The following is a 24274-nucleotide window of genomic DNA, read 5'->3' as shown; positions in this document are numbered from 1 at the left end:
GGATTTGCAGGGGTCATCATGCGTACTTTCGCCGTCATCTTCACGCTAAGCCTATTAGTATTGCTGCCAGTACGGACCTTCGCGATTGAAGAGGGTGCACGAGCTTCCAGGGTAATGCTCTCTGCTTGGACGTGCAGCATTTATGCCGAGATGAAGGGTGACAAAGTAGAGCAAGAGAGGCTCTTCAATATGGGGTATGACAAAGGGAAACAATTCATCGAGGCTGCGGTGGCAGGAACCTTCTCACCAGAGCAACTGCGTGCGGAAGTCCCCATAATGGTTCGCATGTTGATGGCGGGTCCCACGTCAGAGTTCGTACTGGGACGTGTCTTTGAGTTCGTGGCAGGTGAGGCGCACCACGACGTTGTCGCCGAAGACGCCAGCGGTATGCCATTGGCTCAGGAGAACCACGTTACAGATACTAAATTGAAAGCCATGATCGCTGAAACGAGGTACAGCCAAGCAAACTGCGAGCTGATCCGATGAGTGCAGAAGGTGAGAACGCAGGCAGCAGCACAATCGAACGTATCTACGATCTTGTCGATATGCTCGAAGACGATGGTAAAGAGCTTGAGAACGAGCCGGACAAATCGGTCGACGTTTTCTTTTACCAAGGTATTTTCGACTCAGTACACTTCATGGACGACATTGGTCTTACGGATCGCCTAGGTTTGTCGGATTCAGATCTGAACAAATTCTATGGGGTAACGGGTCGGATCAAAACAAATGTGCTGCGGCAACTAACTACTCGTCTGCAAAGCTTGTTACGAGAAGCTGAAGGTATGTTCAGGCGGCATATCGACTTACCTCCGACGACACGGGAAGACCCCTCAAGTTCGGCGGACCCGTCTGATGACAACACAGTTCAAGTGACGGCAATGGGTTGGGTACGTAATGATCGCAGCGGAAACGCGGTACTGATCGCAGACCTCACTGAGCTACTGAATGATGCCGTTACGAGAGCAAAAAGTACTAACCTGTCACCAGATAGGGCTGCGTTTACTGAGTTTCAGAGGCGTGCATTGATCGATTTGCTGGAGACAGCGCTGGAGATGCTTAAGGCTCCGCTGGTGGAGAAGGGGCTGCTGAAGAGGCTTGGTGAGGCGGCCGGTGAGGGTGCCGCTAACTCTGTTAAGAAGGGTACGGAGGTGGGCCTTGGATTGGCACTGAAGCGTATCGCCGACCTCTTGCAGGGTATAATGCCTAATTAATGTGGAATCCTAGGTGCTTTGCGCAAAGTAGATCGAACAGCAAGTACGAGACGAATTGTTGCAAGAAGTCTTCACCGTTAGCAGAGTGCCCCAGATTTGCACCACTTTTGTTCACTGCCGAGCGGCATTCGTCAACACCGAAGAGATAGCACCTTGCCGACGGGCTTCGTTATGCTATTGTTTTTGCTGGGAAACGATGGTGCTGCCGGAGAGATTTGAACTCTCGACCTCTCCCTTACCAAGGGAGTGCTCTACCCCTGAGCTACGGCAGCGTGTGCGCGTCAATCTGGACGGGCGCTGCGTCTGGAAGACCCTGGAAAGATCCGCATGAGAAAAGACGCAGTTTTTGTTGCCGATCAGCGGTGCCGACCGGAATGAGGGCGCTTTTGCCATAAGAGTATCAGGGACGCAAGCTGTGTTTTGGTTTTTTTCCGCGACTTTACCAGTGGTGCCGAACCACGCAGTTGCAGCGCTTAAATGGCGATGGAATGGCGGCTTTTGATCATGCCAAACGGTTGTGGATATTCATCAATGGTGCGCAGGCGATTATTGTGTGCACATAGGCTGGCAGCAGGTTTTGGCTTTTGAGGTGTGAGGCACAGCAAGAAGGGATGATTTGATGCCCGCAAACGCGGGCCGATCTTTGCAGACAGACCGGCTGTTGTTAATAGGTGTGGCTATTGAAATACGCAGGCAGACTTCTTTCATGAACAAAAAAGACCAGCAAGGTGAAGGTGTTACGACCAACCGGGTAGACTCATCCGATGAGAAGGGCAAAAGCGGTCAGACCGGGGCGGCAAAGGCCCGGGAAGACCGTCTTGCTGAAGCTCTGAGGGCCAATCTGCGCAGGCGCAAGAGCGCTGCCAAATCCCGCAAGGACACCTGACCGGCAAAAAGACGACCGCCTGAGATCTTTCTGCTTGCCCGAAATTGCCCGATCAAAGACAGGGCGTTGCCTTGCATGGGCCATAAGTTGTGTATAGATGGCGGTTTGGATGTGAGTTTGCCGGTGCGCCAATGCATTTGTTGCAGGAGCGCAAATTGCGGCCGTTTTTCGTTATACGAGGGTTCGGAAACAAATGGACAGTATCAAGGTCGTCGGCGGTTCGGAGCTGAAGGGTATCATTCCGATTTCCGGAGCCAAGAACGCCACACTGCCGTTGATGATTGCGTCACTGCTGACAGACGAAACGCTGACCTTGAACAATGTGCCCCGTCTGCGTGATGTGGCGCAGTTGATGCAAATTCTGTCCAATCACGGTGTCGATTATTCCGTCAACGGCAAACGCAGTGGCCAGGACGACCTTGCCGGCCAGACGTTGAACCTGACCGCCCGCGAGATCGTCGATACGACCGCGCCCTATGAGCTTGTCTCAAAAATGCGTGCCAGTTTCTGGGTGATCGGGCCCTTGGTAGCCCGTTGCCACGAGGCACGGGTGTCGCTTCCGGGCGGTTGCGCGATCGGAACAAGGCCGGTGGATTTCTTCATTGACGGGCTCAGCGCGCTCGGAGCGGATATCGAAATTGAAGGCGGCTACGTCGTGGTCAAGGCGCCGGGTGGCCTCAAGGGCGCACGCGTGGATTTTCCCAAGGTCTCGGTCGGAGCCACACATACGATCATGATGGCGGCAACCCTTGCAAAGGGTGAGACTGAAATCGTCAACGCCGCCCGTGAGCCGGAAGTGGTTGATCTTGCCAAGTGCCTGAAGGCGATGGGTGCCAGGATCGAAGGCGAGGGAACTTCAACCATCCGCATCCAGGGCGTGCCGCGCCTGCATGGTGCTCATCATTCGGTCGTTCCCGACCGGATCGAGACCGGAACCTATGCCATGGCAGTTGCCATGACGGGCGGCGATGTGCTGCTGCAAGGGGGCCGGACTGACTTGCTGGAAAGCGCGCTCGAAACGCTGCGCCAGTCCGGAGCGGACATTGAACAGACCCCGGATGGCATCAAGGTCTATCGCAATGGCAACGGCATTCAGCCCGTCGACATCACAACCGAACCCTTTCCGGGCTTCCCGACAGACTTGCAGGCTCAGTTCATGGCGCTGATGACGCGCGCTGGCGGTTCGAGCCGTATTACGGAAACCATATTTGAAAACCGCTTCATGCACGTGCAGGAACTGGCTCGTCTCGGCGCCCAGATCCAGGTTGATGGACGCACGGCAACAATCGAAGGCGTTTCGACGCTGCGCGGGGCTCCGGTGATGGCGACGGATCTGCGTGCGTCCGTGTCGCTGGTGATTGCGGGCCTGGCCGCAGAAGGCGAAACCACCGTCAGCCGTGTCTACCACCTTGATCGTGGTTTTGAGCGGCTCGAAGACAAGCTGACGCGATGCGGGGCGAAAATCGAGCGGATTTCCGGCTAGGAGACGGCCTTAGTCTTTGGCGGTACGCCGCTCAATGACGCGGCCGCGTGAGGTGAACGAGGGCCCGGGCCCACCGATGCCGCTGGTCATGATTGCCTCTGCGATCGGGCTGAGCGCGGCCTCGTCCGAAGTCCATGTGAGCAAGAAGTTCGCGCCGACACCACCGGATGTATCATTGATCGGGATGAGCACGGTTTTGGATTGCAGCGGCGCAAGCACAAATGGTTCCTCCAGCAGGGTCCGGATCAGCTCGCCGCCTTCTCCATGATAGCTGACATTCTGCAACGTGATGGATGTCTTCGGATCTACATTGTGGACGGCAAGTGTGGACGCCAGCAGATCGGAACGGTTGGGATAGGAAAAAATCCGGGAATAGGCCGGAACATAGATCGTCTCGCCCAATGCTCTTTCTGCGATGTCCTGAGCCTGGACAAAGGACTGAAGGGGCCAGAGGGTCAGGGCACCAAAAAGGGTCAGTCGTTTCAGCATCATTGTTCTCGCAGTCCCACAGGCGGGCATCAGATCGAGGCACTTTCCGAAATGCTTGCCCTGATTGCAAGTGATCGGCGAGAGTGGTTGCCGATTGCATCTTTTGTCGATTGGGAACCAGGGAGACATTGGCAGATGGGAGCGCAGACAATCCGGTTTCTCATACAGGTGGCTTTCGCCATGGCCGGATTGTTCGCGGTCGTGTTGGTTGCGCCGCCCTATGGTGCATCGCTCGGGCTATTTCTGTTGGTGTTCGGTCTCTGGCTCGGCAGGCGCGTGTTCAAGCGGATTGCGACATTGGATGAAGTCAAGGACGACCTGCGCGATCGTGTGGATGATGGTCCGTAAAGTTGACCTTGCTCGCCGCAAATTGGATTCAACATTGCCAAATCCCTCATTCCCCATTAGGTCAACAGCCTTGGGATCAGGGCCGGTCCGCCTTATATGCGGGAAGCCAAAACACACACTCGACTGGATCAGAAACCGAGCATTATGGATCAGCTGAAACTTGCCGCACTCGACCAGGAAGACCTTGAGGTTCTTTCGGCCCATTTGCAGGATGCCATCCTGACAGTTGCCGACATCCGTTTTCTGCCCAAGGAAAAGAAGGCTGTCTTTATCCTGAACAGGTTTGTTTGGGACAAGGAGGCGGACAAACGCTCCAAGGAGCATGAGCGCCGCCGCTCGGCGCTGGCCATTGCACAGGTCACGGCCATGAAAGCGCAAAACATCCACCAGGACGCCAAGGGCGCCGTGATGGAATTGCTTGCGGTGACGTTTGAGGCCGGCGAAGAGCCGTCTGGCCGTATCCAACTGGCATTCGCCGGTGGTGCTAGCCTCGTCCTGGATGTGGAGTGCATCGAAGCTCAGCTGTCCGATCTTGGCGCTGCCTGGTCGACGCCGAACCTGCCACAGCACGATCTGAGCTGACGGGCCTGATAGACAGAAATTATATTTTACCCGGACCTGATGGAGATACTGCGTGGTTTTGCGCCTCTCAACTGCCGACACCGAATTTGACGATGCCTTCAGGGCTCTTCTGGCTGGAAAGCGTGAAGTGTCAGAGGATGTCGACCATATTGTCCGGGATATTCTGGAAAATGTCCGTCGGAACGGCGACAAGGCAGTGCTGGACTATACCAGAAAGTTCGACCGTCTCGACGCTGGAGCCATGGCCGAGCTTACGGTCAGTGAAGCGGAAATTGACGCCGCAATAGCCGAAGTTCCAGGTGAAACGCTGGACGCACTTCAACTGGCCTATGACCGCATTTACGCCCACCACGCACGCCAAATGCCGCAAGACGACCGCTATACCGATGCTATTGGTGTGGAGCTGGGTTCGCTCTGGACAGCCATTGAAGCTGTGGGCGTCTATGTGCCCGGTGGCCTTGCCAGTTATCCGAGCTCAGTTCTGATGAATGTCGTTCCGGCCAAAGTTGCCGGTGTAGACCGCATTGTCATGGTAGTGCCAAGCCCGGACGGCATTCTCAATCCGCTGGTTCTGGCTGCTGCCAAAGTTGCCGGTGTAAGCGAAATCTATCGAATCGGCGGTGCACAGGCGGTCGCGGCTCTGGCATATGGTACGGAAACGATCGAGCCAGTTGCAAAGATCGTTGGTCCAGGCAATGCCTTTGTCGCGGCGGCAAAGCGACGAGTGTTCGGAACGGTTGGCATCGATATGATAGCCGGTCCTTCGGAAGTCCTGATCGTTGCGGATGAGGGAAATAATGCCGACTGGCTGGCGGCGGATTTGCTTGCCCAAGCTGAACACGACACTGCAGCGCAGTCGCTTTTGATCACAGATAGCACCGGTCTTGCGGATGAAGTCGAAAAGGCTGTCGAGGCGCAATTGAAAACTCTGCCGCGCGAAGACGTGGCGCGTGCAAGCTGGCAGGATTTCGGGGCCATAATCCTTGTGCCGGATCTCGATGCTGCCATGCCATTGGCAAACCGGATCGCACCTGAGCATCTGGAACTCGCCGTCAGCGACCCGGAAGCGCTGCTGAAAAAAGTACGCAACGCAGGCGCTGTTTTTCTCGGCCATTATACACCCGAAGCGATCGGGGATTATGTCGGTGGATCAAACCACGTTTTGCCGACTGCACGATCCGCGCGCTTTTCCTCAGGTTTGTCGGTTCTGGAATTCGTGAAGCGAACCTCGATCCTGAAGTGTAATCCGGACAATTTGCGGGCACTCGGTCCGGCAGCCATCGCACTTGGTGAATCTGAGGGGTTGTCGGCGCACGCCCGCTCTGTTTCCATCAGGCTGAACCTTTAACCGGAGTCGAAAGAGGCCCTTCGAAGATGAGCGACCCGCAATCCGAGACCGATCACAAGACTGCCGGTGGCAGGCTTGTGGATGTGGTCCTGGATGAAGCCTCTATTGCCCGGTCAACGCCGGAAGTCGAACATGATCGCGCTGTTGCGATCTACGACCTGATTGAAGAAAACTCCTTCCAGCCGGTTGGCCACCCACCGGTCAAATATGTCCTGAAGCTCGGTGTGGTCGAAAAGAAGCTTGTCTTTCAAGTCACCACCGAAGAGGAACAGGCTGTCGTCACCCACGTTTTGTCGCTTTCGCCCTTGCGCAAGATCGTTAAGGACTACGATCTGATTTGCCAAAGTTATTACGAAGCGATCCGCCATGCGACGCCCAGCCAGATTGAGGCCATTGATATGGGGCGGCGAGGGGTCCACAACGAGGGCTCTGCCATATTGATGGAACGTCTGCACGGCAAGATCGAATTGGATACGCAAACAGCAAGACGACTGTTCACACTCGTCTACGCTCTGCATTGGAAGGGATAGGGTGTAAGGCGACAAATATGAACCAATTGATGGCGGTAGGCAGTTCATTTGGAAAAGCGCATTGCGCAGCGCCGTATGGTGCAGGCAACGGGTGCGTGGTGTTCGAAAGCTGTTTTTGCCGCTGCCGGCAGGCAAATCAATTGGTTCATATTTGCCGTCTTGCGCTCTAGGCGCGATGACAGGGCCTGGCCTGCGTCCGACTGCGGTGCTCTTTGCTTGCAGCATGAATGCCGTTCGGTCCCCGATGGCAGAAGCGCTGGCAAAGCAATTGTTTCCGAACCAGATTTATGTGCGTTCCGCAGGTGTGCGCCCTGGCAAGGTCGATCCCTTCGTCGATGCGGTGATGGCAGAAATTGGGATAGACATGAGCCAGCATCAGCCAAAAACCTTCGATGATTTGGACGAATCCGGCTTCGATCTTGTTTTGACGCTCGCTCCTGAAGCGCACCACAAGGCACTTGAATTGACCCGCACGGATGCAGTCGAAGTCGAATATTGGCCGACAATGGACCCTACGGTGGCGACCGGTAGCCGAGAGCAGATCTTGAACGAATACCGGGCGGTGCGGGACCAATTGAGCATGCGCATCAAGAAGAGGCTCGACTGGGCACCACCACCGGGCGATTGACAAGCGGTTCCCGTAACGCGCTATGCTTCAACCTTGGAAAGTCGAACAGCGCCAAAATACGTTCCGGGGAGGATCAATGATGATTGTTCGTCTGGTTGCTTTTGTCTGGATCGCGTTTTTTATGGGTGGAAGCGCGTTGGCGCAGGACAACCCGATCCTCGCCCGGCTGAACACCTATATCGCTGCTTACAACGCAAAGGACGCAGAGGCGATCTCAGCCTACTATACCGAAAAGGCAGCCTTGTTACCGCCCCGGAGCCGGGCGCTTGTCGGACGCCCGTCCATCGCGGCGCATTTTGCCAAGGCCTTCAACAACGGCGTGTCCGATCTGGAATACAACATATTGGAAATCGATCAGACAGGACCGGACACTGCGGTCGAAGTTGCGGAAACAAAGGTCAAGCTGGGTGCCAAGACAATTTCCGGAAGATCGATGCATGTCTGGAAAAAAGTTGAGGGTGTCTGGTTTATTCACCGCGACATGTACCATGTTCTTGGCATTGCGCAGTGATCATTCAGGCCGAAATGGTCTACAAAATTTCAGGAAAAGGTTGGACCCAAGTTCCGCGAAATTGTCTCGGAGCCGTTGCTTCAGCTTGTCCAGATGAAGATTTGAACAGCTTGATTGCGCCCTGGTGAAGCTTTCTTCGATTAGGGTGGAAAGAAAGGTTCACTTTCTGGGACTAATCCGTTAGTTTCCCCGCACCCGCGGGCTGGGCCCGCTTCATTCAGGATATCAAATGGCCAAAGAAGAAGCTCTGGAGTTTCCGGGCGTCGTAACAGAACTGTTGCCGAATGCGACGTTCCGCGTAAAACTTGAAAATGATCACGAAATTATCGCCCACACTGCCGGGCGTATGCGCAAGAACCGCATTCGCGTTCTTGCAGGCGACAAGGTTCTTGTCGAAATGACCCCTTATGATCTCACCAAGGGGCGGATCACCTACCGCTTCAAGTAAGTGGTTGTTTGAAGGTGACACCGGCTATCAGGCACATGCATTCATGAACACTGCCCCTCAGTTGATCCTGGCCTCCGCTTCGCCGCGCCGTCTCGCGCTTCTGCATCAGATCGGTTTGGAACCGGATCATCTTCTGCCAGCCGACATCGACGAGACGCCGAAAAAGCACGAAACGCCGCGCAGTCTTGCATTGCGCCTGGCTCGGGCTAAGGCAGAAACCGTCCGGCAGACCGCAGATGCGTCGGATGAACTGCGGGACAGCGTTGTTCTGGCGGCCGACACAGTTGTTGCTGTAGGGCGCCGTGCGCTGCCAAAAGCTGAACTGACTGACCAGGCGCTCATGTGCCTGTCACTCCTCTCAGGCCGCGGCCATCGGGTATTCACGGCTGTCGCCGTGGCTGAAACCACAGGCAAGGTGCGCTCCAAGCTGGTTGAGACGCGTGTTCGGTTCAAGCGTCTGTCCCGAAAGGATATGGACGAATACCTTTCATCCGGCGAATGGCGAGGCAAGGCTGGTGGGTATGCCATCCAGGGGCTGGCGGGCAGTTTTGTTGTCAAACTGGTCGGCTCTTACCCGGCAGTCGTGGGTCTTCCACTCGTGGAAACGGCCGGGCTTCTAAGCGCTGCCGGCTACCCTGTTCATCAGGGCTGGGCGACAGCCGCGGCGTGAGCATGTTTCTGAGGGTGCGGGTAAAGAGGCAAACGGAGGTATCATGACCGACAGCCAGAAACCTGAACGGCGAATGCGCCCTTGTCCGATTTGCTCGAAATTATCGACCTTGGGCAACTATCCATTTTGCTCAGATCGGTGTGCCAAGATTGATCTCAATCGCTGGTTCACGGAAGGCTATACAATTCCCGTTGTCGAGACCGACGATATCGACGAGAGCGACCTGCCCGGAGATTAGGCAGGCGTCCCTGCGAATTGGTATTTATTCGGCTAAATTTCTTGCTTCTTGCGCATACGATGTCACTTGCAGACGTCACAAAACTGCACCAAGATCCGTCTACACCGACTAACCCGGTCGACTCGTCGCCGGTTGCGGCACCCTTGTGAGAAAGAGTTCGGGGCGTGCCTGGCCACGGCATCGGGAAACGATACCGGGAGGTGAGGGAGACGACTTGAGAGATCGGCTCCTGCACGACAACCAATCCAAAGGGCGAGGGTCCAATGAAAAGAACAATCCTGAGCGCTGCGGTGCTGTCACTTACGACTGCGCTGTCGACAGCGGCTTATGCCGAATATTCACTTACGGTTTTGCATTTGAATGATTTGCATTCGCGCATCGAATCCATCAACAAATACGATTCCACTTGTGACGCTGAATCCGAGACGGAAGGAAAGTGTTTCGGCGGCATCGCCCGCATCAAATCGAAACTCGACGAACGCCGTGCCGCATTGGATAGCGAAGGCAAGAACGTCCTTGTCGTCGATTCAGGCGATCAGTTTCAAGGGTCCTTGTTCTACACGACCTACAAGGGCGAGGCTGCCGTTGAGTTTCTGAACGGTATGGACATCGATGTGATGGCAGTGGGCAACCACGAGTTCGACGATGGTCCTGAAGCCCTGGCCAACTTCATCGACAAGGCCGAGTTTCCGATCCTGTCGGGCAATATCGATGTGACTGCGGATGCTGCACTCAAAGGTAAGGTGCCTGGCGTCCTGATCGTCGAAAAGGGCGGTGAGAAAGTCGGCATCGTTTCGGCACTCGCCGAAGACACAGTCGATACGTCGTCACCTGGAGCGGGTGTGCGTTTCATTCAGGCCGAAGACTACCTGAAAGGTGCTGTCGAAGGTCTTGAAGCTGCCGGCGTCAACAAGATCATTGCTGTAACCCATATGGGTCTGCCGCGCGACATGGAGATTGCCGCAGCCGTGCCGGGGATCGACCTCATTGTTGGCGGTCATTCCCACACGCTTCTTTCGAACACCCAGGAAGGTGCCGCAGGCCCTTACCCGGTCATCGTCCAGAACCCGGACGGGAAGGATGTGCCGATTGTCCAGGCCTATGCCTATGGCAAATTCCTTGGCGAGATCGATCTGACCTGGGATGACGACGGCAATCTCATCAAGGCGGAAGGCGAACCTATTCTGCTGGATGCCTCTGTTGAGCCGGATGAAGCTTTCCTGGCCAGGGTAGCAGAATTTGCAGCACCGATTGAAGAACTGAAGGCCAAGGTGATTGGTGCTACCGATGCGCCGATTGACGGTGATCGCGGTTCCTGCCGGTCCGGCGAGTGTCAGATGGGCAACCTGGTCGCCGATGCAATGCTGGACAGGGTGAAGGACCAGGGCGTTCAGATCGCTATCCAGAATGGCGGTGGACTTCGCGCGTCAATCGACGGTGGTGAAGTGACCATGGGCGAAGTTCTGACCGTTTTGCCATTCCAGAACACGCTTGCAACATTCCAGTTGAAAGGCGCTGACGTTATTGCAGCGCTCGAGAACGGTGTGTCCCAAGTTGAAGACGGAAAGGGCCGTTTCCCGCAGGTCGCCGGCCTGAAATACTCCTGGACGCGCAAGAAAGCACCGGGTGAGGGCCGCATTCTTGTTGTGGAAGTCATGGAAGATGGCGCCTGGGCACCGATCGACCTTGAAAAGGTCTATGGCGTTGTTTCCAATAACTATATGCGCGGTGGCGGCGATGGCTACAAGGTGTTCGCCGAAAACGGTATGAATGCTTATGACTATGGGCCCGGGCTCGAAGTCGTGGTTGCTGATTTCATTGCCGAACGCAATGGATATACACCTTTCACCGATGGGCGTATTACCGAGCAATAAGGCTTACGGAATCACGAATAGAGCGCGCCGGAAACGGCGCGCTTTTTCTTTGTGCTACGTAAAGCGCGCAGTGTTGCATTGCGGTCATTGCCCAAAACCCCAAGGAATTCTAGTATATCAGCGCGTTTCGATGTGTTTTCGAAGCGGCCAGATCTGAACTATTAAATTTTTTTGGTGAGCGTACTCCGCTGGTTTTTGGCAGGAGATGAGTTTTTGGTAAGCGTAAGACACTCGAGTTGCGTAAAGTTCTGCGCGCCCGTTCTGGGAGCGCTTGTCTTTGCGATTTTTGTCTTACTCGCAAGCGGCCCGGCGCGCGCGCAAACAGGTGTTGGGGACGGCCAGGCCCAGACACCGGATGCACTGGCCACCCGCCAGCAAATGCTGCTTGACGTTATGCTGGCTACTCCGGACGATCTTGATACAGCTTTTGAATACGCAATGGTTTCCTCACTGCTTGGCGACTATGAGGCAGCCATTTCCACGCTTGAGCGCATGCTGATATATGCGCCGGGTTTGCCTCGGGTCCAGCTCGAGCTTGGAGTGCTGTATTTTCGCCTGGGATCAAGGGAAACGGCGAAATTCTACTTTCAGGAAGCGGTGAATTCGCCAAATGTTCCAGCTGAAGTGGAAGCCCGCGTCCAGGCCTATCTAACGACGATCTCTGAACAGGAGGACCCAGCCGATTTCCGTGCGGCTGTCGTCACCGGTGTTCGCTATCAGACAAATGCCAATGCAGCACCGGGCAGCCGCCGTGTCGACTTGAACGGGGGAACTTTCCTTCTTGACGACACAGCAACTGGCCAGGCCGACACCAACGCCTTCCTGGCTGGGCGTGTGCAAGGGTCCTACGACCTTGGACTACAGGGTGATCTTCTGGAGGCGGATCTGGTTTTCTACAGCGCCCGTTACGCTGATATCGTCCGGCTCGATACGGCTCTGGCCGAACTGACCCTTGGACCATCCATCAATCTGGAGCGGATCGACTGGGACAACAGCAGGCTGAGCCTCTATGCGGTTGCGGCCGGCGTTCGTCTGAACCATGCCAACTACAATGGTGCATTGGGGTTCGGCGCGCGCATTGTTTCTGAAATCACCCCGGTGATGCTTTTGGACGCCAAGGCCGAATGGCGGCGCAGATGGTACAATGACACGGCTGAGTTTCCGACTGTCTCGGACCGGAATGGCTCTTTCTGGCGCCTGGCAGCAACCTTGTCCCGCCAGATGTCACCGGCAGTCACTGTAAGGGCATTGCTGTTGGCTGATTTCGAAGAGACCAAACAGGAATGGACACAAAGCTGGGAAGTGGGCGGCGGTATTGGCGCGACTGTCCAGTTCGCTTCGCCTATCGAAAAGTTGCGCCAACCCTGGTCTTTGGATCTGGAGGCAGGGTATATCTATCGGTCCTACGAGGGACCTGACCCGTTGGTTGACCCTGTCTTGGCCCAGGAGGATCAGGAAGGCTGGTTCAGGGCGGGCCTGTCCGTGCCACTGCGCAATGATTTTGCCATCGGCTTTACCGGTGAATTCCGCCGCCAGCATTCCAACTATGATCTTGCAACCTATTCAAACACGTCCGCGTTGATTTCGCTGACGAAGACCTTCTAGAGACGCCTTATGGTCATACCCTTGAAGCTTGGAGCAAATTCGATCGCCGGTCGCCTGACTTGTCTGGCTACAGTGCTGCTTGTCGTCGGAATTGGGGCCCCGGCTGCGTATGCGACTGAGGTCGGTGTTGCGGCCGCAGTCAATTCAGATGCCTTCGGTACGCCACCAGGCGGGGCACGCAGTACCAAGGTCCTCGGCGACAACGTCATTTACAACGAAAAGATCGAAACAAGCGGGTCCGGGCTTGTTCAGGTTCTGTTGGTCGATGGGTCGACATTCACGGTTGGTGCCAATTCCAATCTTGTGATTGATGAATTTGTCTATGACCCGAACGCGGGAACCGGAAAACTGGTATCGTCGTTCGGCAAGGGCGTTGCGCGTTTTGTCGGCGGCAAGCTCAGCAAGAAGCGCGGCGGTGTGACTGTAAAGACCCCGGTCGGGACGATCGGCATCCGTGGCGGTATCGCCAACATCAATCTGGCCAGCAATCCACCGGTCTTTTCTCTGCTTTTTGGCAAGGATCTGACCTTCACGTCTCCGAGCGGACAAAGATCCCGTATCCACCAGGCCGGTTACTCCATGGAGGTCGGTGCCGGCGGGTCCACGCGAGTCCGCCGCAGCACACAATCCGATTTCGGAAACGTGCAAACGGCTTTGACCAACAGTCGTCAGCGTGGGGGTACCAGGAATACACCAACTGATGGTCAAATCGTCCAGTCTGGCCTATCCCGCGTGATTTCCGGTCTTCAGAATGTACCCACAACACCCAGACCGAAACCGACTTCGGCGACTGGAAATGGAATAGAGCAAACTGTGAATGGATTGATCCAGACACAGATCCTGTCGCAGTCGCAGAACACCCAAAGCATCGAACAGGAAGAAAGCACTGGCACCACCGAAATCACTGACAACGCGCGGATACTGCGCGCCGGCAATAAGTTCGGAAGTACGGCAGCGCTCAATCTTGTTCCCGGCACGCTTGGAATCGTGGGTGGAACAAGTGGTTTCGATGAGGTTGTTGTCTTTACGCAGGACCCGGATACCAGCGGAAATTCATATAGGCTCTGGACCGGAACAGCCGACGGAACGTCCATTTATGTCTTCGACCCTGACACAAGCGTGAATGAGTTTTACACGCAGTCGGTCAACTCAAATGGCGACGTGATCGAAAACTTCAGTACCAGCAATATTCCGGACGCGCCGTCCCTTTCAGGTACGATTGTTCAAAATGCCCGTGGTCAGCGCATTACAGGAGACGGCTTCGGCTTTTTTGCCCATTTCGTAGCAACGGAAGCCGGTTCGGATCCGACGTTCAACTACGGTGGGAGCGACTATTTCTATGGCCTTTATGGGTCGGCGACCGACTTCGACAATTTCAACGGTTCCGACGCTGAAAAGCTCAGAACCTACACCCTTCACGGAGATATCCTGACCGCCTTTCAGTTGTCTTCGGAAGACAATTTCGGAAACATTCAGGCTGCAACATCTGCTGCCCTGTTTCTCAATCCGTCCATTGCGGAAGATTTGGGAACAAGCTTCCTGAGTTCGGTGAAAAGCAGTGGTCTGAAGGTTTTGGAAGGCGCGTCGAACACTCTGGAAGGTGCCAGGTATCTGGCCGCGTCTATGTATATCTCCAGCGGGACAACCGCTCAAAAGTCCTTCGTTTCCCTGAGTCTCGGCGATATTGAAAATGAAAGCGGTACCCTGGTTCTGGACGGTGAACGACGCGGCGGGCATCGAACCGATGCGGACAACAGCGCCGGTCTTTATGGGGGCTCGGTAGAAAGCATTGAAGGTGGCACTGGCGGCACAATCTTCGGAAGCAATGCTGACTATCTGGTGCTCGGTCCCGGAAACCTGGAAGAGGATGGGACTTACACCGACGGCTATGTTCAGGTGCCCACAGGGGTTCAGTCGACGGATCAACTGAGCGGCACAATGCACGTGGCCGAATTGTCGAGCGAGGTGAATGTTTCCACCTTGGACAGGACCAGCAAGACACTGAAGGGGTATGCGGCCGGCGTACTTGAGTCCAATGTAAACTACTCAGCAGGAGTCGATCCCGTCATATTTGCCAGCAATTCGCTGGGCGATTTCGAGATCAGCTTCGACAGTCAGAACGGTTCGCTCTATGCAACACTGCACGTAAAAGACGTCGCAAATCTGGATGACGAGGTCGACCAGTATCAACTCGCTTTTGGTGAGCAATCGGGTTCCGGCCAGTCCGTTTACGTCGATGCCGATACGTTCGCGGCCATCGAAACCTCCGGTGGTTCAGGCAACCAAATCCTGACTGACTCCGAGGTGTTTGTATCACCGAAAGCTGGAACGACACCGGACAACTACTTGATCTCCAACACTCTTGTGAAAGGGGCAGACAATGCCCTGTTTGTCGACAAGACCAAATGCACCTGTGATTTTCTCGAATGGGGGTATTGGGGCAGCAAGATGGAAGCAAGCGACACCAGTCTTGCCGGCGGTGACAGGTTCGACACCTTCCATATGGGCACATGGGTTGCAGGAGATGTGACCAATTCCATCGACCTTCCGACCAGCGGAAGTGCAACCTATGCCGGGCATGCTGTGGGCAGTGTCGCGGACGGCACAAGGCAATATCTTGCTGCGGGTGATTTCAATATGTCGCTGGATTTCACCTATCGGACCGGTACTGCGACAATCAGCAATTTTGATAGCAGGACAATGAGTGCCACGTTGTCCGAAACCAGTGTTGCCAGCGGGAACTTGTTCGAAGGCACGCTTTCTGGAACCGGGGGGCTGTCGGGCAATATCAACACATCTGTTGTAACCGGGCCCAATTCCAACCATCAGGGCGTCATTGGCGACTTTCATGCCACCCAGGGAAACTGGTCAGCAGCAGGCATCGTTGCAGGGGAGAAACAATAGCTTCGCTGCACGTTGTGCAATCATTGTTGTTTTGAGGAAAAGCGTATGTTTTACAGAGGCTTGATTTGAAATTCAGTTATCCCCAAAAGGCAGGCCCGAAGGTGGTAAAAAACTTTGCCGTGGTGCTGGACAAGGTCTGAACGAGCCTCTATAAGGACCGGGCTTTCGACGAACGGGGTCCTGCTCCGATCAGTCTGCAAGGCACGCCCAGATAGCTCAGTTGGTAGAGCAGCGGATTGAAAATCCGCGTGTCGCTGGTTCGATTCCGGCTCTGGGCACCACTTCCTTCTTTCCTAAGATTGTGAAATCCTTCCGATGTTCTAACAATTAGAACGTCTGAGGCGGCGCGTCCCTATCTTCGTTTCGGGCAAAGAAAAACGCCCCTCCCGAATTGGGAGGGGCGTCGTTGCATTGCCAGCCTCTTCTTCTTATTGTTCTACGCGAAAAGGTCGTCCCGGATCTGAAGGTCGCTTAACTGGTCGTCCAGGATCATGAAATCAGAAACAACGCCATCAAAATGGTTGTTGGCCCAACCGATTTCGCCCGCTGGGCTGCCCCAGCCATTGGATCCGACCATCAGATATTCCTTGTTGCCGAGCCAGTCCGACTGGAAGTTCTCATCGCTCGCGACCTCAACACCGTCAACAAACAGAAACGCCCCGTCATCTCCAAATGTGAAGGCAAAGTCGTGGTCCTTGCCGGCCTCCACCACATCCTTGGCCTTTAACCAGATCTCACTGTTCTCGTTTTGGAACCGGACCTTGACATCGCCCCCATCCGTCACCCAGGCCGTCAGATGTCCGCCGGTGCCGTTGCCTTTGGCATCCTTGGAGAAAAGAGCATCCCAACCTGAAATGGAGTTCGCGTTGAACGAAAAGGCAATGGTTCCTTCTTTGAGCTCCATGTCCTTGTCGTGTGAAACTGCAATCTGCCCCTCGCGGCTCCCGTCAAGAGCAATGTCACCAGCGATTGCAAAGACTGGGTTCATGCCTTGGGGGAGGGGCAGGTCTTCTTTGCCCGGCAGGGTGTCGGGTGGGGCGATTGGGCCTCTGTCGGTGCCCATCTCGATCGGCTTGAGGGCTTCATCGAGATCCTCGATGGACCTGACGATGCCGTAGGCGGGTTTGGCCGTTGTTGAGATGTCGGCCTTTGTGACGAGATCGCCGAAGACCTTGATGGTGCCCAGATCGTCGTTGTTGTGCGCACCGCCGCCATTGCCCTGATCGGAATAGACGCTGATCAGGGAATGATCGACCACACCGTCCCCGTCGCTGTCGCCATAGGTGATGGAGCGGATTTTTGTGGTGTGGCCTTCAAGGACGATCCTGTCGCCTTCCGCCTTTGAGAAGTCGGCAATGACTTCATCGCCCAGCATATCGACCCAGTGGTCATGGATATTTGCGTTTTCTCCGGCAACCCCGTGCCACCGGATGGAGCCGTCATCCTGTGTGTGTTCTTCAATGAAGCGCTTCTTGGCGTTGATGAGGGTCTGGAAGTAGAAAACGTCTGCCCCGGTTCCACCGATCATGAGATCGTCGGCCGGGATCGGCTGGTCGGGATAGAGCTTGCCGTTAGTGAGTTCGTTGTCAGGATCACCTTCATCCCTGTCCGGATCTTCCGCGACAGGGCCCTCGCGTCCGTCGGAGCGGGAGATCAGAAGGTCGTTGCCGGCCCCGCCATTGAGAATGTCCTCGCCGTGACCGCCATCCAGCACATCATTGCCATCGCCGCCATTGAGCTCGTCATTGCCGTATCCGCCCTGGAGGATGTCGTTGCCGCCCTTGCCGTTGACGATGTCGTTGCCAAGACCGGCGTCGATTGCGTCCGCGTCCTCGGTTCCCTCAAGTGTCTCTCCGGCATCGGTTCCGGTCTGGACGGCAGCTGAAGCCGTCATCTCACCGTGATGGTTGAAGCCATAGGCCGTGGCGAGGGCTTTGGCCTCGTCGGAACCGTGATGGAGCTGCTGAAAGGCAGGCATCAGGTCGTCCTGTGCCAGGGCTGCCAGCGCCTCTGCTTCAAACGCGGCATCGACTTCGCCGGCCAGGGCCGCCATGCCGGTGCCAGCGATCTGTTCGTTGAAGACCATGACATTTGCAATGGTGCCCTTGAACTGCTGGTGAGCCGTCTGGGCATCATCCTTGCGCCAGGCACCTGACGCACCGACCAGGAAGGCGCGCTCGTTCATGTCCATGCCCTGCTTGAACTCCGGTTCTGCTGCCCACAGCTTGCCGTTGACATAGACGTTGAGGCCATCGTCGCCGAAGGAAACGGCCAGGTGATAGTCGGTGTTGGCCGACAGCTGGAGATCCGGGACCTTGAGGTATTCGGTCTTGTCATCGGATTGCTGACGGACAACCAGGCGTCCGTTCTGGATCCAGACGGTGAGGTGACCGCCATCGTCGTAACCGTTGCCGTCCTTGGAAAAGAGCGCCTTGGAACCGGAGACGGTCTCCGCATTGAAGGTGAGCGCTATCGTCCCGGCCGCAAGGCTCAGACTGTCCGGATTGCCCGCATCCAGGTAATCACCCTTCTCACCGGAAAAAGTGTTGTCACCAGCGATTGCAAGGACTGGGTTCATGCCTTGGGGGAGGGGCAGGTCTTCTTTGCCCGGCAGGGTGTCGGGCGGAGCGATTGGGCCTCTGTCGGTGCCCATCTCGATCGGCTTGAGGGCTTCATCGAGATCCTCGATGGACCTGACGATGCCGTAGGCGGGTTTGGCCGTTGTTGAGATGTCGGCCTTTGTGACGAGATCGCCGAAGACCTTGATGGTGCCCAGATCGTCGTTGTTGTGCGCACCGCCGCCATTGCCCTGATCGGAATAGACGCTGATCAGGGAATGATCGACCACACCGTCCCCGTCGCTGTCGCCATAGGTGATGGAGCGGATTTTTGTGGTGTGGCCTTCAAGGACGATCCTGTCGCCTTCCGCCTTTGAGAAGTCGGCAATGACTTCATCGCCCAGCATATCGACCCAGTGGTCATGGATATTTGCGTTTTCTCCGGCAACCCCGTGCCACCGGATGGAGCCGTCATCCTGTGTGTGTTCTTCAATGAAGCGCTTCTTGGCGTTGATGAGGGTCTGGAAGTAGAAAACGTCTGCCCCGGTTCCACCGATCATGAGATCGTCGGCCGGGATCGGCTGGTCGGGATAGAGCTTGCCGTTAGTGAGTTCGTTGTCAGGATCACCTTCATCCCTGTCCGGATCTTCCGCGACAGGGCCCTCGCGTCCGTCGGAGCGGGAGATCAGAAGGTCGTTGCCGGCCCCGCCATTGAGAATGTCCTCGCCGTGACCGCCATCCAGCACATCATTGCCATCGCCGCCATTGAGCTCGTCATTGCCGTATCCGCCCTGGAGGATGTCGTTGCCGCCCTTGCCGTTGACGATGTCGTTGCCAAGACCGGCGTCGATTGCGTCCGCGTCCTCGGTTCCCTCAAGTGTCTCTCCGGCATCGGTTCCGGTCTGGACGGCAGCTGAAGCCGTCATCTCACCGTGATGGTTGAAGCCATAGGCCGTGGCGAGGGCTTTGGCCTCGTCGGAACCGTGATGGAGCTGCTGAAAGGCAGGCATCAGGTCGTCCTGTGCCAGGGCTGCCAGCGCCTCTGCTTCAAACGCGGCATCGACTTCGCCGGCCAGGGCCGCCATGCCGGTGCCAGCGATCTGTTCGTTGAAGACCATGACATTTGCAATGGTGCCCTTGAACTGCTGGTGAGCCGTCTGGGCATCATCCTTGCGCCAGGCACCTGACGCACCGACCAGGAAGGCGCGCTCGTTCATGTCCATGCCCTGCTTGAACTCCGGTTCTGCTGCCCACAGCTTGCCGTTGACATAGACGTTGAGGCCATCGTCGCCGAAGGAAACGGCCAGGTGATAGTCGGTGTTGGCCGACAGCTGGAGATCCGGGACCTTGAGGTATTCGGTCTTGTCATCGGATTGCTGACGGACAACCAGGCGTCCGTTCTGGATCCAGACGGTGAGGTGACCGCCATCGTCGTAACCGTTGCCGTCCTTGGAAAAGAGCGCCTTGGAACCGGAGACGGTCTCCGCATTGAAGGTGAGCGCTATCGTCCCGGCCGCAAGGCTCAGACTGTCCGGATTGCCCGCATCCAGGTAATCACCCTTCTCACCGGAAAAAGTTCTGCTTTCTGACACTTCAAAGACTGGGGAACCAATATTGGAAACTGCGTTTGCGTGCACTAACCTGCCCTCCTGTTAGGCAAAACAACTCTGTTCGCCGACCAGACGATCGGCGTTGAAACTTCTTGGGTCTAAGCGATTAAATTCAGCGGATTATTTTTATGGCTTTAATGTATTCGGGCTAATTAGGCGAAAAGTACGGTGAAATGAGGCGAAAAATTTACAATAATTGGAAAATAATTAGATCAAAGTAACTTAAGTAATGAGCTGATTTGTGTCGTTTTCGATAGGATGTTGTAAATAATATGGATTTTAGATTGGGACGAAGATTTGAAGCTCGCTGATTAAGCTGTTTGAGTAAGGGGAAGTACTTTGAAAGAGGGTGGTGCTGTTGTATTTCGAATAAATCTTTTTCGTTGAAATTTTGTTTTGAGCTTAACTTTCGCGAACCAAAAATGGTTGTGTTCCGGTTGTGATATCGGGGTGTTTTTAGGCGCCAGTTTTAAGAGATATGCGAGGCGGGCCTGAACCAGAAGTAGGTCGCCGATTTGACATGTCGGGCATCTGTTGCGGATCAACGTTTCAGATCAAACAGCGATGGAGTGCTCAGGGATACCTTTCTTGTCCGGTTACAGCTCGTAAAACCTCTCGGGCGACGATTTGGGCCGCCGGTGTCAGAACCTGGCCTTTCCGCATCAGGAATGAATAGGTCTGAACGGACAGCGATACGCTGCATTCCAAGATCGTTACCGTGCCAGGCGAGCCATCCGGCCGGGTCGCAAAGCTGTTTGCCACCGATCTTGCAACAGGTGCCACTGCGTTGGTCTGTTGCACGCTCGCGAGTGTGAACAGGAATGAGGAAGTTGTCAGAACACGAGACGGCAACGCCAAGCCTTTGTCGCGCAGTGCCTGTTCCGCAGTCGCCCTGATCGGCGACCCGACCGGTGGCAGTACCCAGTCGAAACCAAGAAAGGCCTCGAGCTCCAATGGAAACTGGCTGCGGGTGAGGGGATGCCCAATACGGCCGACCATAAGTGCAGGCTCGCGCAGCAGCGGCTTTTCCTCAAAGAGTGAAGGGTCCAGCTCTGCAGGTACACGGCTGAAAGAAAAGTCCAGCCGACCATCTTCAAGCATTGGCGCAAGCGTGTTGCTGGGCCCGACTTCGACAGAGATGGAGATGTCCGGGTAGCTGAGGCGTATGTGGCGCAGTGCAGGAAGCACATATTCGATGGCAGGCCCGGTCACCGAACCAATTGTGACATGGCCGCTCTGACCCGATTTGTGCTCTTCGATATCTCGCCCGGCATCCGCGAATTCCTGAAGGATGCGGACACAGCGTTCTGCGAGTTTGCGGCCAACATCCGTCAGCTCGATCCCACGTCCCGAACGTACATAGACCTCAGCCTCTGTAATCCGTTCGATTTCGGCAATGAGGCGAGAAGCGGCCGGTTGTGTCATGCCGAGCGCGATGGCGGCATCTGTTAGGCGTGACTGATTGGAGAGCTCCGACAACAGGCGCAAATGAGACATTTTCAGACCGCGCCGTAACAGATCCAGTGTCATTTGAAGGTTCACTCCAATACATATCAGTTCTGGTATGAGAGAATAACGAATAATAATTTGACGGTCATGTAATTTTTCTCACATCTACAAAGCCGGTCGTTCTTTTGGGGACCGAAACAGATTGTGGTCGGCTGGGATCCGGCCCGGGAGGAAAAAGATGCATTTCATTTCAAAGGCACTCGTCGCGGCAGCGGCTGCTGCTACCGTGATGTCCGGCGTTGCTCTGGCGCAGGATAAAGGGTCCATAGGTATCGCAATGCCGACCAAGTCTTCGGCGCGATGGATTTCCGACGGAAATTCGATGGTCGAACAGTTCACGGAGGCAGGCTATTCCGCTGATCTGCAATACGCTGAGGACGACATTCCGAACCAGCTGGCACAGATCGAAAACATGATCACCAAAGGTGTGGATGTGCTGGTGATCGCAGCAATCGACGGGACGACACTGTCCAATGCCCTTGAAAACGCCGCAGCGACCGGCATTAAAGTTATCGCTTATGACCGGCTGATCCGCGACAGTGGGGATGTCGACTACTATGCAACATTCGACAACTTCAAGGTCGGTGTTCAGCAAGCGACGTCTCTGGTTGGCGGCCTTAAAGAGCGTTTTGGCGATGGCCCCTATAATGTCGAACTTTTTGGCGGATCACCCGACGACAACAATGCCTATTTCTTCTACGACGGTGCCATGTCCGTCCTGCAGCCACTGATCGACGACGGCACGGTTGTTGTCCAGTCCGGACAGATGGGCATGGACACGGTCGGAACCCTGCGCTGGGACGGTGCTGTCGCACAGGCCCGCATGGACAACTTGTTGTCCGCCCACTACACGGACAAGCCCCTGCACGGCGCGCTGAGCCCTTATGACGGTTTGTCGATCGGTATTCTGTCGTCGCTGAAAGGCGTCGGCTACGGTTCCGGCGATCAGCAAATGCCAATCGTGACCGGTCAGGACGCGGAAGTGCCTTCGGTGAAGTCCATTCTGGCAGGTGAGCAATACTCCACAGTCTTCAAAGACACCCGAGAACTTGCCCGCGTGACAGTCGGCATGGTGGATGCCTTGCTTGATGGCGGAGAGCCTGAAATCAACGACACAAAAACCTACGACAACGGTGTCAAGGTGGTGCCGTCTTATCTTCTGGAACCGGTCGCGGTCGATGCAGGAAATTGGGAAGATATTCTGATCGGCAGCGGCTACTACACCGAAGACCAGATCAAATAATCACCGGACGACACAGCAACCAGGTCGCCCGCGAGCTTGTGCTCGCGGGCGGGTTTGTCACGTAAGTTGGAGACCGGAGGCAATGGCACTCCTTTCCATGCAAAACATCAGCAAGACCTTTCCAGGCGTGAAGGCGCTCGACCAGGTCAGTCTCGACGTCCAGGCGGGTGAGATCCATGCGATCGTCGGGGAAAACGGTGCAGGGAAATCGACCCTGATGAAGGTGCTCTCTGGTGTTTATCCTCATGGCCAATATGACGGTGAGATCGTTTTTGGCGGGCAGCCGGCCCGGTTCGGGGGGATCTCCGACAGTGAAAAACAAGGCATCATCATCATCCATCAGGAACTGGCCCTGGTGCCCGAACTTTCCATCGCGGAAAACATCTTTCTCGGAAACGAGTGTGCTTCCAGGGGAGTGATTGACTGGCGCCGGACAAACAGACGGACCGAGGAGCTTCTCAAAAAAGTAGGACTGAGCGAAGCGCCCACCACCAAGGTTGACAACATCGGCGTTGGCAAGCAGCAGCTGGTTGAGATCGCCAAGGCTCTTTCCAAGGATGTGAAGTTGCTCATTCTGGACGAGCCGACTGCAGCGCTTCAGGAAAATGACAGCCGTAAACTGCTGGATCTGATGCTTGAGCTCAAGGCGCAGGGCGTGACGAGCATCATCATTTCGCACAAACTCAATGAAGTGCGTTATGTCGCCGACAGCGTAACTGTCATCCGCGATGGCCAGACGGTTTCAAATCTGGATGCAGCAGCGGGTCTTAGCGAGGACGAGATCGTTCGGGACATGGTCGGGCGGGACATGACCCATCGCTTTCCGGATCACGACCGAACGCCAGGAAAACGCCTTTTTGAAGTCAAGAACTGGAACGTCTGGCATCCCGAACATGCCGAACGCCAGATCATCAAAAACGCTTCGTTCAACGTTAGTGCCGGCGAAGTGGTCGGGATCGCCGGCCTGATGGGCTCAGGCCGTACAGAGCTCGCTATGTCGATATTCGGTCGCTCCTATGGACGGAATATTTCAGGATCTGTCGAGTTGCATGGCGGTGAGATCGACGTCAGTTCGGTCGACCGCGCCATCGCAGCGGGCATCTCTTATGTCACAGAAGACCGAAAGGCGCTGGGTCTGGTGCTGGATGAAACGATCCGTTTCAACACAACGCTCGCCAATCTGAAAGGCGTATCCACCGGGTCCATTTTGAAGCGCAACGAGGAAACCGGCGTTGCTGAAAAGTACCGCGAAGTTCTGGCGATCCGTACGCCGTCGGTGTTTCAGAAAACGGTCAATTTGTCAGGAGGCAATCAGCAGAAGGTGGTTCTGGCGAAGTGGCTTTTCACATCGCCTGAGGTTCTGATCCTGGATGAACCGACCCGAGGCATAGATGTCGGCGCGAAATACGAGATCTACACGATCATCAACGACCTCGCGGCGGACGGAAAGGGCGTGCTGATGATCTCATCGGAAATGCCTGAACTGCTCGGCATGTGCGACCGAATTTACGTCATGAACGAAGGGGCTCTGGTGGGTGAACTCGACGCCGACCAGGCAAGCCAGGAGCGCATCATGTCGCTCATTGTCAACGAATAGCG

At 55.6% G+C, this 24274-nt stretch carries 21 protein-coding genes and 2 tRNA genes; 19 read left to right on the top strand and 4 right to left on the bottom strand.

Going from position 1 to position 24274, the window contains the following annotated elements:
• Positions 1 to 18 precede the first annotated feature (18 nt).
• Positions 19 to 486 (top strand): hypothetical protein, encoded by a 468-nt coding sequence (locus ACZ1HV_RS07645; RefSeq protein WP_472717748.1) that lies wholly within the window; start codon positions 19 to 21, stop codon positions 484 to 486.
• The gene (locus ACZ1HV_RS07640) at positions 483 to 1211 is read left to right on the top strand and encodes a hypothetical protein (RefSeq protein WP_472717747.1); all 729 of its coding nucleotides are present in this window, start codon (positions 483 to 485) and stop codon (positions 1209 to 1211) included. Before ACZ1HV_RS07645 ends, ACZ1HV_RS07640 begins: the two co-directional genes overlap by 4 nt.
• A gap of 197 nt (positions 1212 to 1408) precedes the next feature.
• On the opposite strand, the gene ACZ1HV_RS07635 is transcribed toward ACZ1HV_RS07640, so the two are convergent.
• Positions 1409 to 1483, bottom strand: a tRNA-Thr gene (locus tag ACZ1HV_RS07635).
• A gap of 434 nt (positions 1484 to 1917) precedes the next feature.
• On the opposite strand from ACZ1HV_RS07635, the gene ACZ1HV_RS07630 reads away from it, so the two are divergent.
• Together ACZ1HV_RS07630 and murA are read left to right on the top strand one after the other, a co-directional pair.
• Positions 1918 to 2097: a hypothetical protein gene (locus tag ACZ1HV_RS07630; protein ID WP_298983733.1), complete on the top strand. Its 180-nt coding sequence runs from the start codon at positions 1918 to 1920 to the stop codon at positions 2095 to 2097.
• 193 nt (positions 2098 to 2290) lie between these two features.
• Entirely contained in the window at positions 2291 to 3580 is a 1290-nt protein-coding gene (gene murA / locus ACZ1HV_RS07625) for a UDP-N-acetylglucosamine 1-carboxyvinyltransferase (protein WP_298822706.1), read from the top strand.
• Positions 3581 to 3589: 9 nt separating this feature from the next.
• Here the strand turns inward: murA and ACZ1HV_RS07620 are convergent, their stop codons facing one another.
• Positions 3590 to 4072 carry a DUF3124 domain-containing protein gene (locus ACZ1HV_RS07620; protein ID WP_472717746.1) on the bottom strand — a complete coding sequence of 161 codons (483 nt, stop codon included), beginning with the start codon at positions 4070 to 4072 and terminating at the stop codon, positions 3590 to 3592.
• Positions 4073 to 4204: 132 nt separating this feature from the next.
• Here ACZ1HV_RS07620 and ACZ1HV_RS07615 point away from each other — a divergent pair, with 132 nt between their 5' ends.
• From ACZ1HV_RS07615 to ACZ1HV_RS07555, 13 genes are all read left to right on the top strand, one after another.
• Positions 4205 to 4417 (top strand): hypothetical protein, encoded by a 213-nt coding sequence (locus tag ACZ1HV_RS07615; RefSeq protein WP_298822704.1) that lies wholly within the window; start codon positions 4205 to 4207, stop codon positions 4415 to 4417.
• A gap of 144 nt (positions 4418 to 4561) precedes the next feature.
• A complete protein-coding gene (locus ACZ1HV_RS07610; RefSeq protein WP_298966559.1) occupies positions 4562 to 4999 on the top strand; it encodes a DUF2948 family protein in 438 nt (145 codons plus the stop codon).
• 52 nt (positions 5000 to 5051) lie between these two features.
• Positions 5052 to 6347: a histidinol dehydrogenase gene (gene hisD / locus ACZ1HV_RS07605; RefSeq protein ID WP_472717745.1), complete on the top strand. Its 1296-nt coding sequence runs from the start codon at positions 5052 to 5054 to the stop codon at positions 6345 to 6347.
• Positions 6348 to 6373: 26 nt separating this feature from the next.
• Positions 6374 to 6877: a UPF0262 family protein gene (locus ACZ1HV_RS07600; RefSeq protein WP_298822701.1), complete on the top strand. Its 504-nt coding sequence runs from the start codon at positions 6374 to 6376 to the stop codon at positions 6875 to 6877.
• Between the two features lie 175 nt (positions 6878 to 7052).
• Positions 7053 to 7505: an arsenate-mycothiol transferase ArsC gene (locus ACZ1HV_RS07595; RefSeq protein ID WP_298822714.1), complete on the top strand. Its 453-nt coding sequence runs from the start codon at positions 7053 to 7055 to the stop codon at positions 7503 to 7505.
• 76 nt (positions 7506 to 7581) lie between these two features.
• Complete coding sequence (locus ACZ1HV_RS07590) at positions 7582 to 8016, top strand: YybH family protein (protein WP_298822700.1); 435 nt, start codon at positions 7582 to 7584, stop codon at positions 8014 to 8016.
• A 229-nt stretch (positions 8017 to 8245) separates the two neighbouring features.
• Complete coding sequence (gene infA, locus ACZ1HV_RS07585; RefSeq protein WP_006939340.1) at positions 8246 to 8464, top strand: translation initiation factor IF-1; 219 nt, start codon at positions 8246 to 8248, stop codon at positions 8462 to 8464.
• Between the two features lie 43 nt (positions 8465 to 8507).
• On the top strand, positions 8508 to 9134 hold the full coding sequence (locus tag ACZ1HV_RS07580) for a Maf-like protein (RefSeq protein ID WP_472717744.1): 627 nt from the start codon (positions 8508 to 8510) through the stop codon (positions 9132 to 9134).
• Between the two features lie 43 nt (positions 9135 to 9177).
• The gene (gene yacG, locus ACZ1HV_RS07575) at positions 9178 to 9372 is read left to right on the top strand and encodes a DNA gyrase inhibitor YacG (RefSeq protein ID WP_298822698.1); all 195 of its coding nucleotides are present in this window, start codon (positions 9178 to 9180) and stop codon (positions 9370 to 9372) included.
• 263 nt (positions 9373 to 9635) lie between these two features.
• Complete coding sequence (locus ACZ1HV_RS07570) at positions 9636 to 11246, top strand: bifunctional metallophosphatase/5'-nucleotidase (RefSeq protein WP_472717743.1); 1611 nt, start codon at positions 9636 to 9638, stop codon at positions 11244 to 11246.
• Positions 11247 to 11459: 213 nt separating this feature from the next.
• The gene (locus tag ACZ1HV_RS07565; protein WP_472717742.1) at positions 11460 to 12851 is read left to right on the top strand and encodes a hypothetical protein; all 1392 of its coding nucleotides are present in this window, start codon (positions 11460 to 11462) and stop codon (positions 12849 to 12851) included.
• A gap of 9 nt (positions 12852 to 12860) precedes the next feature.
• The gene (locus ACZ1HV_RS07560) at positions 12861 to 15755 is read left to right on the top strand and encodes a FecR domain-containing protein (RefSeq protein ID WP_472717741.1); all 2895 of its coding nucleotides are present in this window, start codon (positions 12861 to 12863) and stop codon (positions 15753 to 15755) included.
• A 205-nt stretch (positions 15756 to 15960) separates the two neighbouring features.
• Positions 15961 to 16036, top strand: a tRNA-Phe gene (locus tag ACZ1HV_RS07555).
• A gap of 155 nt (positions 16037 to 16191) precedes the next feature.
• On the opposite strand, the gene ACZ1HV_RS07550 is transcribed toward ACZ1HV_RS07555, so the two are convergent.
• A complete protein-coding gene (locus tag ACZ1HV_RS07550; RefSeq protein WP_472717740.1) occupies positions 16192 to 19950 on the bottom strand; it encodes a LamG-like jellyroll fold domain-containing protein in 3759 nt (1252 codons plus the stop codon).
• Between the two features lie 546 nt (positions 19951 to 20496).
• Entirely contained in the window at positions 20497 to 21453 is a 957-nt protein-coding gene (locus ACZ1HV_RS07545; protein ID WP_298958573.1) for a LysR substrate-binding domain-containing protein, read from the bottom strand.
• A 157-nt stretch (positions 21454 to 21610) separates the two neighbouring features.
• Here ACZ1HV_RS07545 and chvE point away from each other — a divergent pair, with 157 nt between their 5' ends.
• Together chvE and mmsA are read left to right on the top strand one after the other, a co-directional pair.
• Positions 21611 to 22675, top strand: coding sequence for a multiple monosaccharide ABC transporter substrate-binding protein (gene chvE, locus ACZ1HV_RS07540; protein WP_298815611.1), 1065 nt, complete (start codon positions 21611 to 21613; stop codon positions 22673 to 22675).
• An 82-nt stretch (positions 22676 to 22757) separates the two neighbouring features.
• Positions 22758 to 24272, top strand: a complete 1515-nt coding sequence (gene mmsA / locus ACZ1HV_RS07535; RefSeq protein WP_472717739.1) for a multiple monosaccharide ABC transporter ATP-binding protein — start codon at positions 22758 to 22760, stop codon at positions 24270 to 24272.
• The last annotated feature ends 2 nt before the right edge of the window (positions 24273 to 24274 follow it).

Source organism: Roseibium sp. JB4-4, assembly GCF_055693425.1.
This window is presented reverse-complemented; position numbering and strand designations above follow the sequence as displayed.